The 14,811-nt window shown below is 47.8% G+C and carries 12 protein-coding genes and 1 pseudogene; 2 read left to right on the top strand and 11 right to left on the bottom strand.

The window, feature by feature from the left end:
* Positions 1-201: 201 nt before the first annotated feature.
* A pseudogene (locus HDCHBGLK_RS20105) lies at positions 202-422 on the top strand (hypothetical protein); the annotation flags it as partial.
* Positions 423-453: 31 nt separating this feature from the next.
* The gene (locus HDCHBGLK_RS14710) at positions 454-1,881 is read left to right on the top strand and encodes an MFS transporter (RefSeq protein ID WP_004606177.1); all 1,428 of its coding nucleotides are present in this window, start codon (positions 454-456) and stop codon (positions 1,879-1,881) included.
* A gap of 346 nt (positions 1,882-2,227) precedes the next feature.
* On the opposite strand, the gene ilvA is transcribed toward HDCHBGLK_RS14710, so the two are convergent.
* From ilvA to mgtE, 11 genes are all read right to left on the bottom strand, one after another.
* Complete coding sequence (gene ilvA / locus HDCHBGLK_RS14705) at positions 2,228-3,442, bottom strand: threonine ammonia-lyase (protein WP_004606178.1); 1,215 nt, start codon at positions 3,440-3,442, stop codon at positions 2,228-2,230.
* Between the two features lie 42 nt (positions 3,443-3,484).
* Positions 3,485-4,429, bottom strand: coding sequence for a signal recognition particle-docking protein FtsY (gene ftsY, locus HDCHBGLK_RS14700; RefSeq protein WP_004606179.1), 945 nt, complete (start codon positions 4,427-4,429; stop codon positions 3,485-3,487).
* 9 nt (positions 4,430-4,438) lie between these two features.
* Complete coding sequence (gene smc / locus HDCHBGLK_RS14695) at positions 4,439-7,999, bottom strand: chromosome segregation protein SMC (protein WP_004606180.1); 3,561 nt, start codon at positions 7,997-7,999, stop codon at positions 4,439-4,441.
* Positions 8,000-8,006: 7 nt separating this feature from the next.
* Positions 8,007-8,702, bottom strand: coding sequence for a ribonuclease III (gene rnc, locus HDCHBGLK_RS14690; RefSeq protein ID WP_009248560.1), 696 nt, complete (start codon positions 8,700-8,702; stop codon positions 8,007-8,009).
* Positions 8,703-8,756: 54 nt separating this feature from the next.
* A complete protein-coding gene (gene acpP, locus HDCHBGLK_RS14685; protein ID WP_009248561.1) occupies positions 8,757-8,990 on the bottom strand; it encodes an acyl carrier protein in 234 nt (77 codons plus the stop codon).
* A gap of 34 nt (positions 8,991-9,024) precedes the next feature.
* Entirely contained in the window at positions 9,025-10,047 is a 1,023-nt protein-coding gene (gene plsX / locus HDCHBGLK_RS14680; RefSeq protein WP_009248562.1) for a phosphate acyltransferase PlsX, read from the bottom strand.
* Between the two features lie 160 nt (positions 10,048-10,207).
* A complete protein-coding gene (gene rpmF, locus HDCHBGLK_RS14675; protein WP_004606185.1) occupies positions 10,208-10,387 on the bottom strand; it encodes a 50S ribosomal protein L32 in 180 nt (59 codons plus the stop codon).
* A 3-nt stretch (positions 10,388-10,390) separates the two neighbouring features.
* Positions 10,391-10,918 (bottom strand): YceD family protein, encoded by a 528-nt coding sequence (locus HDCHBGLK_RS14670; RefSeq protein WP_004606186.1) that lies wholly within the window; start codon positions 10,916-10,918, stop codon positions 10,391-10,393.
* Between the two features lie 66 nt (positions 10,919-10,984).
* A complete protein-coding gene (locus tag HDCHBGLK_RS14665; RefSeq protein WP_004606187.1) occupies positions 10,985-12,175 on the bottom strand; it encodes an acetate kinase in 1,191 nt (396 codons plus the stop codon).
* A 37-nt stretch (positions 12,176-12,212) separates the two neighbouring features.
* Entirely contained in the window at positions 12,213-13,214 is a 1,002-nt protein-coding gene (gene pta, locus HDCHBGLK_RS14660) for a phosphate acetyltransferase (protein ID WP_009248563.1), read from the bottom strand.
* Between the two features lie 115 nt (positions 13,215-13,329).
* Positions 13,330-14,667 (bottom strand): magnesium transporter, encoded by a 1,338-nt coding sequence (mgtE, locus tag HDCHBGLK_RS14655; protein ID WP_173695774.1) that lies wholly within the window; start codon positions 14,665-14,667, stop codon positions 13,330-13,332.
* Between the last annotated feature and the right edge of the window lie 144 nt (positions 14,668-14,811).

The raw sequence follows: 14,811 nt of genomic DNA, 5'->3' as shown, positions 1-14,811 counted from the left end.
CCAAAATCGTCAAATGTTACAAAATTATTGATTTAGTTTCAAAAGTTATCTGAATATTATTGACGTCAAAAAATGAATATTGTAATATTCTAAGTGTATTACTGTTCTTTAAATATTCTATAATTAACAAAAGTATAAACAGTGTACTAAAAAAAATAAGGAGGAGCATATGAATTATTTCGAAAAAGCAACGGAACCTATATGAAAAAAGTGGCAGTGAAGACGGCAGCTGTGTATGGAGGTTCTGTGGAAATTGAGATGACCTCAGAAGTAGCTCCTCTTATCTGTGTGCAGGCTATACGGATGAACGAGGAGAGCACAATACTCATAACCCAAAGGTACAGTTCAATGAAGAAGTATGCCCAATTGAAGTATCCTGTCTGGCGCACTGCGCAACCCAGTGGTTAAAGAACCATCAATAGAAAAAAATTCAGGAATGAGGAGAAAAATATTATGTCTGATGTACAAACTAATGTAGCAATTCCATTGCCGAAAGCGAAGAAAAATATGGTACAACTAGGATGTATTTGTCTGATGCTCTCTATCGCAATGTTCGGCTTGAGCCTTGCAACCTTGCAGGCACCAGTTTTGGAAGAGATGAATGCCATGAACTATTTCTCATTACTTACCATCTTTTCTTCCCTTGGTCTTGCGATTATGACGCCCATTGGAGGGAAACTAGGAGATTTACTGGGTAGAAGGAATATCGTAATTATCTCTGGGACAATCTGTGCTGTCTGCGGTATCGGAATGGGCTTCGTCCGAGCACTGATACCGTTTATGATCTTACGGCTTCTTCTTGGAGCCGCACAGGGAGCCTTTACCGCAGCGCCATATATTCTCGTTCGTGAGATTAATGAACCAAAGGATGTTCCAAAAGCGATGGGCCTGCTATCCAGTTCTATTGCAGTTGGTGGCTTCGTGGGAAGTATTATCGCCGGTATTTTAACAGATATGGGATTCTTGAATATTGCGATTATGTTCCCAGCGATTCCGTTAATTATCGGCGTTCTCTTGATTGGAATGAATCTTCCAAATAAGAAGCAGGAAGGCAAAGTAAATGTAGATGTTCCTGGTATCGTAGCTCTTACAATCGCATTATCCGGTATCCTGCTTGCCCTTAATTATGGTCCTAGAATCGGTTGGGGAGATGTGAAAATCATCGTAGGATTTATCATCGGGATCATTGCTGTGTTTATATTTGTGAAAGTTGAGAACAAATCTCAGGAGCCAGTTATACCAATGCATTTGTTCAAAAATAAAAATTATATCTCATTGTTAGTTGTCGGATTCATCTGCTATTTCTATATGAATGCAATGAATACTTTTGCACCTCTGGCAGTGCAAAAAGTGATCGGTAGTTCAACCGCGGTATCTGGTGCTCTTCAGATGCCTCGCACTATCATTACAATAGTCCTGCCGCTGATTGCCGGCGCATGGGTTGGTAAGAAAGCGCAAAATGTATGGAAATCCATGGTGATTGCGACGTTGCTTGTTGGCGTGCCGCTTGCCGTACTTGGATTTACGACAACGAATACTTCTGTTATGATTTATTTTGTGGCGATCGCCATCACAGGTATCGCAGAGAGCTTCCGGGCAGTTTCTATCACCCCTGCAGCACAGGCAACGCTGGAGCAGAAGGAACTGGGCGTTGGGACTTCTCTGGTAAACTTTGTAAACTCATTGTCCGGATTGATTGCGGCGGCTGTATTTGGTATCGCCTATGATATCAATACAAAAGCAGATCCGCAGAGCGTATCTAATATTGCAGCTGGCGTTAATTCGGTATTCTTGATTTCAGCATTGGTAAGTATCGTTGGGCTGGCAATTGTTCTCTTAGTAGTAAGAAAACAGATGAATGCCCAGGCAAAAGCAGCATAAATCCTGTTAATGAATTCCATGTACACCTGAAATGAGACAAAGAGAGCATTCCTGCAAGGAAACTTGGTATTGAAAGCCAAAATTGCTGCAGGAATGCTCTTCTCGTATGTAAGAGGGATTAAAAATCGGTTTTAACCGACAAACCCGCTGTTTTTCTGCATGATAGCAGATAATTCATGATGCAATTAAAAAAGCGATTAGGAAGGAAAATATCACCCGCTCGGCTGTCATCTTTGTACAATGACGGATCTTATTTTTGGGACCGCCGCTATAGCGATTCCGATCACCAGCAGTAAGGCTCCCAGACCGCCTATGATAAGAATCGCTAAATTTTCAGGCGCCATTTTTAATAAAGCTTAGCGCCGATTTCGCGAGGACGGAATCCTTCATCCTCCAGCGCTTTCATAATCTCATGCTTATGCTCGGTTCCAAATGCCTCCATCGTAATACGCAGTTCCACAGCCGCATTACGGTTGGTGCTTACAAACTGGTTATGATCCAGCTTGATGACGTTGCCCTGGGCGTTGGCTATCGTTGCCGCAACTCTCACCAGCTCGCCCGGCTTATCCGGAAGCAGTACGGATACGGAGAAGATCCTGTCTCTCTGGATCAGGCCATGCTGTACGATGGAAGACATGGTAATCACATCCATGTTGCCGCCGCTTAGTACGGACACTGCCTTCTTTCCCTTCAGATCCAGCTGCTTTAACGCCGCAACCGTAAGAAGTCCTGAATTCTCTACGATCATCTTATGGTTCTCTACCATATCGAGAAAAGCGCCGATCAGTTCATCATCTTCCACCGTCAGAATACGGTCAATGTTCTTCTGGGCGTATGGGAAGATGGTTTCTCCTACGCGCTTTACTGCAGTTCCGTCTGCGATCGTATTGGCGCTATCCAGCGTTACAGGCCCTCCGGCCTTGATAGCCGCCGTCATGCTGGCCGCCGCTGCCGGCTCCACGCCGATCACCTGGATCTTTGGATTCAGCATCTTTGCCAGGGTAGACACGCCGGTGACGAGTCCGCCGCCGCCGATTGGTACTAGTATGTAATCCACCGTAGGAAGTTCCTGCACGATCTCCATAGCGATGGTTCCCTGGCCGGTAGCGATATCCAGGTCGTCAAACGGATGGACGAACGTATAGCCGTTCTCCTCTGCCAGCCGGATCGCATGCGCGCAGGCATCATCATAGACATCGCCGTGAAGCACGACATCTGCCCCGTAACTCTTGGTACGGTTCACTTTGATCAGAGGCGTGATCGTGGGCATAACGATGGTTGCCTTGCATCCAAACTTCTGGGCAGCGTATGCCACGCCCTGGGCATGGTTGCCTGCGGATGCGGTAATCAACCCCTTCTCCCGTTCTTCCTCGCTCATTGTACTGATCTTGTAATATGCCCCGCGCACCTTGTATGCCCCGGTATACTGCATATTCTCCGGCTTCAGGTATACTTTTCCGCCAGACTGGCTGCTTAAATATTCGCTGTAGACCAGTTTTGTAGGGGTGGTTACCTTTTTTACAATTTCACTTGCCTGTTCAAATTTGTCCAATGTTAACATTGCAATTCCCTCTCTTTCTCTCTCGGTTTGGCTGGGTTATCATTACTCTATGCTTGTCTGAAAAAGTGCATTGACAAAAGTGTCTGCATCAAATTTCTGTAAATCTTCGATGGTCTCCCCTACGCCGATATATTTTACCGGAATTCCCAGTTCAGCCTGTATGGCAACCGCGATTCCTCCTTTGGCCGTTCCGTCCATCTTGGTCAGTATGATTCCCGTAATATCTGCAACTTCATTGAATTCCCTGGCCTGTTGCAGGGCATTCTGTCCCGTGGTAGCATCCAGCACCACCAGGGTCTCCCGGAAGGCCTCCGGATATTCCCGGTCAATGATACGGTTCATCTTCTTCAATTCTTCCATCAAGTTCTTCTTATTGTGAAGCCGTCCCGCCGTATCGCACAGCAGCACGTCCGCATGCCTTGCCTTGGCGGCGGCCACCGCGTCGTAGACCACGGATGCCGGGTCGGATCCTTCCTGTCCTCCGATCAGGTCAGCCTGGGCCCGGTTAGCCCATTCCTTTAACTGCTCTCCCGCAGCAGCGCGGAAAGTGTCTGCCGCCGCCAGTACTACCTTCTTATTCTGTGCCCGCAGTTTTCCAGCCAGCTTGCCAATGGTGGTGGTCTTGCCTACGCCGTTGACGCCAATCACCATCACTACGGATGTCTGATCTTCAAATTCGTAGGCTGTCTCTCCTACGTCCATCTGTTCTTTGATGCTGTCAATCAAAAGCTGCCTGCACTGAGATGGCTCTTTGATATGCTGCTCTTTTACCTTAGCCTTCAGGTCTTCCAGGATATCATAGGTCGCGGTAACTCCCAGATCCCCCATAATCAGCACTTCTTCCAGTTCCTCATAAAAATCATCGTCAATATGGGAAAAGCCGCTGAAAATGCTGTCGATGCCTGATACGATATTATCCCTGGTCTTTCCAAGGCCAGACACCAGGCGCTTGAAAAAGCCCATGCTTTCTTTCTGTTCTTCTGCCATATAGTCCTCCTATTGATCTAATTCGTCTTCCAGCAGGCTTACGGATACCAGCGTGGATACGCCTTTCTCCTGCATGGTGATTCCATATAGCCTGTCGGCCGCCGTCATGGTTCCCCTTCTGTGGGTGATGACAATAAACTGTGTATTTTTCGTCAATTTATGCAGATACTGGGCAAACCTGCCTACATTGTTGTCATCCAGCGCCGCCTCGATCTCGTCCAGAAGGCAGAACGGCGATGGCTTCAGGTTCTGGATCGCAAAAAGCAGGGCAATGGCTGTCAAGGCCTTCTCGCCGCCGGAGAGCTGCATCATGTTCTGCAGTTTCTTCCCCGGAGGCTGGGCAATGATCCGTATGCCCGCTTCCAGTATATCCTCATCTTCCATCAGTTCCAGCGTTCCTTTTCCGCCTCCGAACAGTTCCTTAAATACGGTATCGAATTCTTTCGCGATCAGCTGGAATTGCTCCTGGAACTGCTTGCGCATTGCAATATCTAGTTCTTCTATAATCTGCTCCAGGGTAGCCTCTGCCTCCACCAGGTCATCATGCTGGCCTTTCAGGAATTCATAGCGGTCAGATACATTCTTATATTCTTCAATCGCATTGACGTTGACATTGCCAAGCCCTTTGATCTCGCTTTTGAGTTCCAGGATGCGCTTCTTCATCTTTGACAAGTCTGTAAGGTTTGTATCCCGCAGTTCTCTTGCGCGGTTAAATGTGATCTCGTATTCTTCCCACATGTAATTGATCTGCTTCTCCGAGGCTGCCTCGTAGCCTTCCTTCTGGCTGTCCAGACGGAAGATTTCCTTGTCAAGGTCAGACATATGCTTCGACAGGTCTTCCCGTTTCTGTAGGAATACTTTGTGCTTTTGATTCAAGTCCTCCCGTTCCTGCTTGAACTTTTCAATCTCCAACTGAATCTCGGCAAACAGATCCTTAGAATCCTCAATCGTCTGCCGCAGGTCCGCAATCCGGCTTTCTTTATCCTCGATCTCTTTGGATGTCCCGCCTTTGCTTTCTTCCAGTCCTGCAAGTTCTGACTGGAACTTTTCAATCTCTTCCCGGATACGCGAGGTATTCTCCATCACAAACGTGAACTTCTGCTCCAAGCTTGCAAATTCCAGATGAATCGCCTCATTGCTCTTAAGCTTCCCGGCCTCCTCCTCGTGTACTCCATTCAGTACTTCCTGCTCTGCTTCAATCTGCCGGGTCAGTTCCTGTTCCAGCGTCTCGGATGTATCCAGTTCTACATTGATGGATTCCTGGTTATCTATGATATCCGTAATCTGCGCATCCAGCTCGTCTGCTTCCTTCTGCGCCGTCTCGGACATCTCTTTAGCATTCTTGATCTTTGCCAAAGCCTGTTCGGCATTCATCTTAGCCGTATTCTGAATGACATAATCTCTCTGCAGCTTGCCGCTGATCTCATCCATCTTCTCATAATATCCGGCCCGTTCCCTCCGCAAGCGTTCCGAGGAGGCTTCCATCTCATCCATTTCCCGTTTCAGCTGCTTGACCGTCTTTTCGAATTCTTCAATCTCCCGCCGCCTGCTAAGCAGGTTGCTGGAGTTCTTGAATGCGCCTCCGGTCATGGAGCCTCCCGGATTAATCAGTTCGCCTTCCAGGGTCACGATCCTTAGCGACTGATTGTACTTCTTGGCAATGGCCGTCCCATGGTCGATGTGATCTACCACCAGCGTCCTGCCAAGCAGATAGTCTGACAGGGTCTGATATCTGGCGTCCACTTTGACAAGCGTATTAGCTGCTCCAATGACGCCCGGCTCTTTTAACGCCTCCTGTCTGCTGATACCGCCGTTTGCGCGGATACTAGTAAGAGGAAGGAAGGTGGCACGTCCGTACTTGTTCTTCTTTAAGTACTGGATCATTCGTTTTGCAGTCTCTTCATCCAAAGTGACGATATTCTGAATGTTGCCTCCAAGCGCCGTCTCCACGGCAATCTCATAGTCCTTGTCTACTTTGATAATATCTGCCACGACGCCTAATAGCCCAGGCTCCTTGTCCTTGTTATCCATTACCCGCCGGATGCTGTTGCCATATCCGTCATAACGCTCCGTAATATTCTTCAGTGATTCCAGCCTTGACTGTTCCCTGTGGTACGCGGTCTGTCCAATGCGGAACTGTTCTGTCTGCCTGGCAAGCAAGGCTTGAAGTTCCTGGATCTTCGCTTCATACTTGCTATTCTCCTCAGACAGGACGATGATCTTTGCAGATACTTCCTTTAACTCCTTTTGAAATCCTTCCAGGCGCTCTTCCTGCTCCTGAATCTCGCTCCTGGCTTCAATCATCTGCTGGGTCGTCCTTGCTTTTCTCACCTGGATCTGTTCCAGCATCGTGTCATACCGCTGAATCTTCGCCTTAGTTGAGGCCCGGCTGTTCAGCAGTTCGATAATATCGCCCTTATTCTTTTCAACGGATGCCGTAATGGTGGCAATCCTGGTCTGCACCTCAATCAGTTCGGCCTTGGCCTGCTCTTTTTGCTTCGTCTTCTCTTCCAGCTGGGCATGGATTGCATCCTGCTCGGCTTCCAGCTCTTTCAGCTGCTTCTCCCGGATATCAATCTCGGAATCAATGGCCCTTGCACGCTGGTCATAGTGGGCGTCATTCATGCGGGCGCTGTGGATCTGCTCTTTGAGCAACTCGATCTGGTTCTCCAACTGCTGCTTGAGCATGGTGGTCTCGCTCAACTGGCTTTTTGCCTTCTCAATAGATGCGTCAATGCTATCCACCTGCTCCTCTACCGCCTCATACTCTGTCTTCATGTCCTCATACTGCTGGCTGGCTGCTTCCAGCTCGCTTCTGGTAACAGTAAGTTTTCCGTCGATCTGCCTTATCTGGTCCTGTATACGGTCCGTCTCCAGCAGGAACATGTTAATATCGTAAGTCTTTAATTGTTCTTTCTTCTTCAGGTATTCCCTGGCTGTCTCTGCCTGGCGCTCCAGTGGTCCAACCTGCTTTTCCAGTTCCGCCAGTATGTCGTTGACACGCAGAAGATTCTGGCGTTCCTCCTCCAGTTTCTTTACCGACATGTTCTTGCGCCGCTTGAATTTGACAATGCCTGCGGCTTCATCAAAAAGTTCCCGGCGTTCTTCCGGCTTGCCGCTTAATATCTTATCAATCTGTCCCTGGCCGATGATGGAATATCCTTCCTTGCCGATTCCAGTATCATAAAACAGTTCATTTACATCTTTGAGACGGCAGGCACTTCCATTAATCAGATACTCGCTCTCCCCTGACCGGTACAGTTTGCGCGCTACCGTGACTTCCTCAAAATCGATCGGCAGCTGATGGTCGCTGTTGTCCAAGGTGATCGCAACCGACGCATAACTGAGCGGCTTGCGGTTTTCAGTTCCAGAAAAGATGACATCCTGCATGCTTCCGCCCCGAAGCTGCTTGATGCGCTGTTCTCCCAGCACCCATCTCACAGCATCGGCGACGTTGCTCTTCCCGCTTCCGTTGGGGCCTACGATCCCAGTAATACCGTTATGGAAATCAAATTTTATCTTATGTGCAAAAGACTTGAATCCTTGCACCTCTATACTTTTTAGATACATTCTTCACCTACTTTATGTTTTTCTCATGCAGTTTCAGGATGCTTTGGTAGGCGGCCTCCTGCTCCGCGGCCTTCTTTGTACGGCCCTTTCCAAGACCATACTCCTCTTCCCCGATGTATACCATTACATGGAAAGATTTATCGTGATCCGGGCCTTCTTCCCTCACCAGCCGATAGGAAATTGTCTCTTTAAAGTTTGCCTGGACGATCTCCTGCAGGATAGTCTTGCTATCAAAAAAGAGTTTCTTATCCTCCAGGTCCTGTAGAATAAACCGATGTATAAACTCTTTTGCACTAGCAAAACCACCATCAATATATATGGCTCCAATCAGCGCCTCCATCGCATCCGATGTGATAGACTCCCTCTTCCTTCCGCCGGTAGCCTCTTCTCCCTTCCCAAGCAGCAAGTACTCTCCTAAGGACAGTTCCCTGGCGCAGAAAGCCAGCGCCGGCTCACAGACCATGCTTGCCCTCGTCTTGGTCAGTTCTCCTTCCGGCATCTTCTCATGCTCATAGAACAAGAATTCGCTGGAAACCAGTTCTAGGACCGCATCTCCCAAAAACTCCAGCCTTTCGTTGCACTCGTATTTGGGAAGGTGCTTCTCATTTGCATAGGAACTATGAAGCATGGCCTTTTTCAACAACTGCAAATCCTTGAATGTATATCCGATCTTCTTCTCTAATTCTTTCAATTCCTGATTCATAATCTTCCCCATAAAATGAAAAAGCCCTACCGGGCTTTTTCATCCTCTAAATGCCTAGTTATTTGTTGCGTTTTTAATCTGTTCGACAGCGTCGCCTACCGTCATGATCTTCTCAGCATCCTCGTTGTCGATCTCAATATCAAATGTCTCTTCTATTCCCATAATAATCTGGAAGATATCCAGGGAGTCCGCTCCCAGATCATCTACAAATGTAGTCTCCATCGTAATATCATCCGTCTCGACGTTCAGCACGTCCGCGATGATTTCCTGCAATTTTTCAAATTCCATACCAATTCTCCTTTTCTCATACATAGTGTCGTATTTATTCAACGGATGCCCCATCCGATTGAATACATTCCTTAATCTTTTCGTTAATCTTCTGTCTTTTGAAGGTTACGCACTGGGTCAGCGTATTGCTTACCTCTTTTGCCTTTGCGCTTCCATGCGTCTTCACTACAAGGCCGTTTAGTCCAAGAAGCGGCGCTCCGCCATACTCGCTGGCATCGAAAGTCTTAAGCGTCGCCTTAAGCGCCGGCTTGATCAGCAGGGCGCCTATCTTGCTGCGAAGGGTTGTCATCATCCCTTCTTTTACCTTCTGGATCAGGACTGCGCCTACGCCTTCATATAGTTTCAGTATGATATTTCCTGCAAAAGCCTCGCAGACTACCACATCCGCCTGCCCGTGAGGAATCTCTCTTGCCTCCACGCTTCCGATGAAATGAATTCCTTTTTCTTCTTTCAAAAGCGGAAATGTCTCTTTTACCAAAGCGTTTCCCTTTTCTTCTTCCGCTCCGATATTGACGATCCCTACTCTGGGGTTCTGAATGCCTAGCACATGCTCCATATAGATGGATCCCATCTTTGCAAACTGGACCAGATGGGACGGGCGGGCATCCACATTGGCTCCGCAGTCAATCAGCAGAGTCACCCCTTTCTCCGTTGGGATCAACGGTGCAAGAGGCGGACGTTCCACGCCCTTGATCCTTCCTATCAATACCTGGCCGCCAACCAGGATCGCGCCGGAACTTCCGGCAGATACAAAGGCATCGGCCTTACCTTCCTTTACCATCTTCATTCCTACCACAATGGAGGAATCTTTCTTCCTGCGGATGGCATTTACCGGAGGTTCTGCCGTCTCAATCACTTCGGTAGCGTTTACCACCTCGATCTGTTCTTTATTATATTGATAATTTGCAAGTTCCTTTTGAATGACGTCTTCCCGTCCAACCAGGAATACCTTCATTAAAGGTTCTTTTGCTATGGCGTCCATAGCCCCTTTTATCATTTCTGCCGGGGCATTGTCCCCGCCCATAGCATCCAGTGCTATGTTTGTAATATCAGACATTTCTATTCCTCCTAGCATTGCTAGGATTAATTCTACTAGACATTATTATAAAAATCAATGATTTTATAAAGAAAATAGGAACTGACAGGCAGTACTGCCGAAAAATACCAAAAAATGCCCCGAACAGATAGCGCCTGTTCGGGGCATTTTGCCTTCCTCATTAGTCCTGAGGAATGATTTCTTTTTTGTTGTATGAGCCACAAGCCTTGCAGACTCTGTGAGGCATCATTAATTCGCCGCATTTGCTGCATTTTACCAGGTTTGGAGCACTCATCTTCCAGTTTGCTCTTCTTTTGTCTCTTCTTGCTTTAGAAGATTTATTCTTTGGACAAATTGACATAGGTTACACCTCCTTAAAATTCTTAAATAAATCGCGGATAACTGACATTCTAGGGTCCAGGCCCGTATCTTCGCAGTTACAGGTACCTTCATTCAGGTTCTGACCACATACATTGCAAATCCCTTTACAATCTTCGCTACACAGAATTTTTGTCGGCCACCCTACTAATAACTCGTTGTAAACTAACTGGTCTACGTCAAAGTTATATCCGTCAATATAATTGGTTTCGTCTAGTTCCTCCATCCGCTCCACATTCTCCAGGTCTAAGCATACCTTTCTTTTAAAATCAAGAGGTATGTCCACTTCCACATCTGCAAGACAGCGGTCACAGGGAATCGTCACGCGAACTTCGCCCTTTCCTGCTATCTTAAGTTCCTGATCGCCTGCGTATTCGATGCACAGAGCCAAAGGAGACTTCCAAATAATGGGAAACGTTCCTGCTTCTGACCGGAAACTTGTCATCTCGATAGGAACGGACTCTTCAATTGTGCTATGTTGTTCGGACAGAACATTGGATAGGTCTAATATCATAACTAATACTCCTATTCACACCTAGACTATTATATCATGTAGAATGATTTTGTCAACACCAATCTTCTAAACTAATGCAACTGTTTCCCGTGCAATTGCCAATTCCTCATTTGTAGGAATTACCATTACCTGTACTTTTGAATCTGGCGTTGAGATAGTAACTTCTTCTCCGCGTGAATCATTAGCCGCCCCATCCAGCTGGATTCCAAGATATCCAAGATAACTCATGATATCCGCGCGTACCGGGCCTGAATTCTCGCCAACGCCGGCAGTAAACGCGATCACGTCTACTCCGTTCATGGCTGCCGCATAACTTCCTACGTATTTTGCAACACGGTAGGCAAATACTTTCAGCGCGATGGCTGCCGGCTTGTTGCCTTTGCTTGCAGCCGCATCCAGATCACGGAAGTCGCTGGAGAGATTATTGGAAAGTCCATATACTCCGGACTTTTTATTGAGCATGTTCATCAGCCCCGCAATATCAAGATTCTCTTTCTTAGCGATGAACTCTAAGATGGCCGGATCAATATCTCCGGAGCGGGTTCCCATTACCAGGCCTTCCAAAGGCGTAAGGCCCATGGACGTATCTACGGATTTGCCGTTCTTTACAGCGCAGATGCTGGCGCCGTTTCCGAGGTGGCATACGATCGTTTTAAGCTGGTCATATGGCTTTCCGGCAAGTTCTGCCGCTCTCTTTGATACGAAACTGTGGCTTGTCCCATGGAAGCCATAGCGTCTTACCTTGTATTTCTCATAGTATTCGTAAGGAAGTCCGTACATATACGCTTCCTCCGGCATTGTCTGGTGGAATGCCGTATCAAATACCGCTACCATCGGCGTGCCAGGCATTAATTTCTGGCAGGCATTGATTCCGATCAGATTTGCCGGGTTGTGAAGCGGAGCCAGGTCATTGCACTCTTCGATCGCCTTCATAACCTCGTCCGTGATTACTACAGAACTTGCAAACTTCTCTCCGCCGTGTACCACGCGGTGTCCGACTGCCCCAATCTCGTCAAGACTTTTTACAACTCCGGTCTTAGCGTCCGTCAAAGCGTCGATCACGAACTGGATTGCTTCTGTGTGGGTCGGCATAGCCTTATCCGTCTTCACCTTCTCCCCGCCCTGCGGCTGGTAAGTAAGACTTCCGTCGATTCCGATTCTCTCGCAGAGTCCCTTTGCAAGAACTTCTTCAGAATCAGAGTTGATCAGCTGGAATTTTAAAGATGAACTTCCACAGTTAATAACTAATACATTCATTTGCTCTATACCTCTCTTTTATTATTTTCCGTTCTATTTACTCTTCTGCCATTGCCTGAACAGCCGTGATCGCAACTACGCCTTCGATATCCTTTGCGCTGCATCCGCGGGACAGGTCATTGACAGGCGCTGCGATTCCCTGTGTCAGAGGTCCGTAAGCTTCTGCCTTTGCAAGTCTCTGTACCAGCTTGTATCCGATATTTCCGGCATCCAGATCTGGGAACACAAGTACGTTGGCCTTGCCTGCTACCGGGCTTCCCGGAGCCTTGGACGCTCCTACGGATGGAACGATGGCTGCATCCAGCTGGAATTCTCCGTCAAGAAGCAGTCCCTCCGGAGCATTCTCCTTGGCGATGCGGGTTGCCTCTACGACTTTGTCAACATCCGCATGCTTTGCACTTCCCTTTGTAGAATGTGAAAGCAGAGCGACTATCGGCTCTTTCTCTGTCAGAAGCCCGAAAGATTCTGCGGAAGAAAGGGCAATGGCTGCCAGTTTCTCAGGATCTGGATTCTGCTCCAGGCCTGCATCCGCAAATACAAATGTTCCATCTGCGCCCATATCACAGTCCGGTACTACCATTACGAAGAATGCAGATACCAGTTTGGTTCCCGGCTTCGTCTTCAGGATCTGCAGGCATGGCCTTAAGGTATCTGCTGTCGAGTGGCATGCTCCGGATACCATGCCGTCTGCATCCTTCATCTTAACCATCATGACTCCGTAATACAGGTAGTTGGTAAGCAGCAGTTCTCTTGCCTGCTCCTCTGTCATTCCCTTCTTTTGTCTGAGTTCTACCAGTTTTGCGATGTATGCATCCGTTTTTTCATATGTTGCAGGGTCTACAATCGTTGCTCCGGTAATATCGAAAGAACCTTTGTTCTTAGCGATCTCTTCTTCGCTTCCGACCAGAATCAGGTTGGCGGTCCCCTCTTTCAGTACTGCTTCAGCAGCTTCATAAGTCCTGATGTCTTCTGTCTCTGGAAGTACGATTGTCTTTTTGTTCGTTTTTGCTTTTGCTTTGATTTCATCTATAAATCCCATGATTGATAGACTCCTTTCCATTCCATATTTTCTCAGTATTTCTATTATAATACAAAGAGACCTTGCAAACAAGGTCTCTTTATAGAATCTTCTGTCTATTTTTGCATACAATCTCCTACAGGGCAAATGCCGTGCTGACAATGGCAAAGTATACGCTGATGGTACTGATGTCTACCAGGGTAGAAATCAGCGGCGTAGCCATGATAGCAGGATCCAGTCCCACCTTCTTTGCCAGAAGAGGCAGGGTACAGCCTACCACTTTGGCGATCACTACCGTGCAAGCCATGGTAAGCCCGATGGTAAATGCCATCATTGCATCCCCTTGTCCCATCAGCAGAATCCGAAGGCCGTTAACCACGGAAAGAATCAGGCTGATGCAAACCGCGATGCGCACTTCCTTCCAGATGACCTTGAACAGATCCTTAAACTCGATCTCACCGACCGCCAGACCCCGGATGACCAGCGTGGAACTCTGGGAGCCGCAATTGCCTCCGGTACCGGTAAGCATGGGAATGAATCCGGCCAGCTGCGGCATGACCGCAAGGGCCGCCTCATAACTGTTCATAATCATCTGCGTCACCGTGGCGGACAGCATCAGAAACAGAAGCCAGGGAATGCGGCTCTTCACATGCTCCAATACCGTCGTGCCAAAGTAAGTCTCCTCATTCGGATTGACACCTGCCATGATGCTGATATCTTCCGTCGTCTCTTCCTGCAGGACAACCATGGCATCGTCAACGGTTACGATTCCCACCATGCACATCTCATGATCCACGATAGGAAGCGCGATCAGGCCGTACTTGGTGATGGTCCTTGCCACGTCTTCCTGGTCATCCGTCGTATGCGCATACAGCATATTCGTGTCCATGATCTCTTCCACCGTCTTGGATTCGCTGGTGGTAAGAAGTTCCTTTACGTCTACCTGGCCGATCAGCTTGCGCTTCTCCGTGACATAGCAGGTATAGATGGTCTCTTTATTGATACCGACCTGGCGGATCTTCAGGATGGATTCTGCAACCGTCATCTCTTTTCGCAGCGCGATATAGTCCACATTCATCACGCTTCCCGCGCTGTCCTCCGGATACTGGAGCAGCTGGTTAATCTGGACTCTTGTCTCCTCATCCGTGGCCATCAGAAGCCTGTCCACCACATTGGCCGGCATCTCTTCCAGAACGTCTACCGTATCGTCTAAGTACATCTCTTCCATGACTTCTTCCAGTTCGGAATCCGTCAGTGCATTGATCAGCAGCTCGCGCATATCGCTGTTCATATACGTAAATGTCTCTGCCGCTTCTTCCTTGGCCAGAAGCCTGAATACCATAACCAGATGCTTCTGGTCAAAATTTTCCAGTATATCAGCCAGGTCAATGGGATACATATTATTTTCGAGTTCTTCTTTTAATTCCTTATACTGGCGCTCTTCCAGCATCTCCAGTATCCGTTCTTCCGTCAGTTCCTCCCGTTCTTCCAGATAGTCCGTTTCTGCAAGATCCGGCATGTTCTTTGATTCTTCGACCAAATCTTCAACCTTTTGACGGGCGGCCTTCCAATCTTCGCTCATCTATGCATCCCCTCCTCTCCTGTCATTCATTGCATC

It is taken from the genome of [Clostridium] scindens ATCC 35704 (assembly GCF_004295125.1).
Classification (GTDB): Bacteria; Bacillota; Clostridia; order Lachnospirales; family Lachnospiraceae; genus Clostridium_AP; species Clostridium_AP scindens.
Note: the sequence above shows the minus strand (reverse complement) of the source record. Positions and strands in the feature narration are given on the sequence as shown.

Excerpts from the sequence above, each read along its gene's own strand:
- HDCHBGLK_RS14710 (WP_004606177.1), top strand. The coding sequence starts at position 454 with ATGTCTGATGTACAAACTAATGTAGCAATTCCATTGCCGAAAGCGAAG.
- ilvA (WP_004606178.1), bottom strand. The coding sequence starts at position 3,442 with ATGTTAACATTGGACAAATTTGAACAGGCAAGTGAAATTGTAAAAAAG.
- ftsY (WP_004606179.1), bottom strand. The coding sequence starts at position 4,429 with ATGGCAGAAGAACAGAAAGAAAGCATGGGCTTTTTCAAGCGCCTGGTG.
- smc (WP_004606180.1), bottom strand. The coding sequence starts at position 7,999 with ATGTATCTAAAAAGTATAGAGGTGCAAGGATTCAAGTCTTTTGCACAT.
- rnc (WP_009248560.1), bottom strand. The coding sequence starts at position 8,702 with ATGAATCAGGAATTGAAAGAATTAGAGAAGAAGATCGGATATACATTC.
- acpP (WP_009248561.1), bottom strand. The coding sequence starts at position 8,990 with ATGGAATTTGAAAAATTGCAGGAAATCATCGCGGACGTGCTGAACGTC.
- plsX (WP_009248562.1), bottom strand. The coding sequence starts at position 10,047 with ATGTCTGATATTACAAACATAGCACTGGATGCTATGGGCGGGGACAAT.
- rpmF (WP_004606185.1), bottom strand. The coding sequence starts at position 10,387 with ATGTCAATTTGTCCAAAGAATAAATCTTCTAAAGCAAGAAGAGACAAA.
- HDCHBGLK_RS14670 (WP_004606186.1), bottom strand. The coding sequence starts at position 10,918 with ATGATATTAGACCTATCCAATGTTCTGTCCGAACAACATAGCACAATT.
- HDCHBGLK_RS14665 (WP_004606187.1), bottom strand. The coding sequence starts at position 12,175 with ATGAATGTATTAGTTATTAACTGTGGAAGTTCATCTTTAAAATTCCAG.
- pta (WP_009248563.1), bottom strand. The coding sequence starts at position 13,214 with ATGGGATTTATAGATGAAATCAAAGCAAAAGCAAAAACGAACAAAAAG.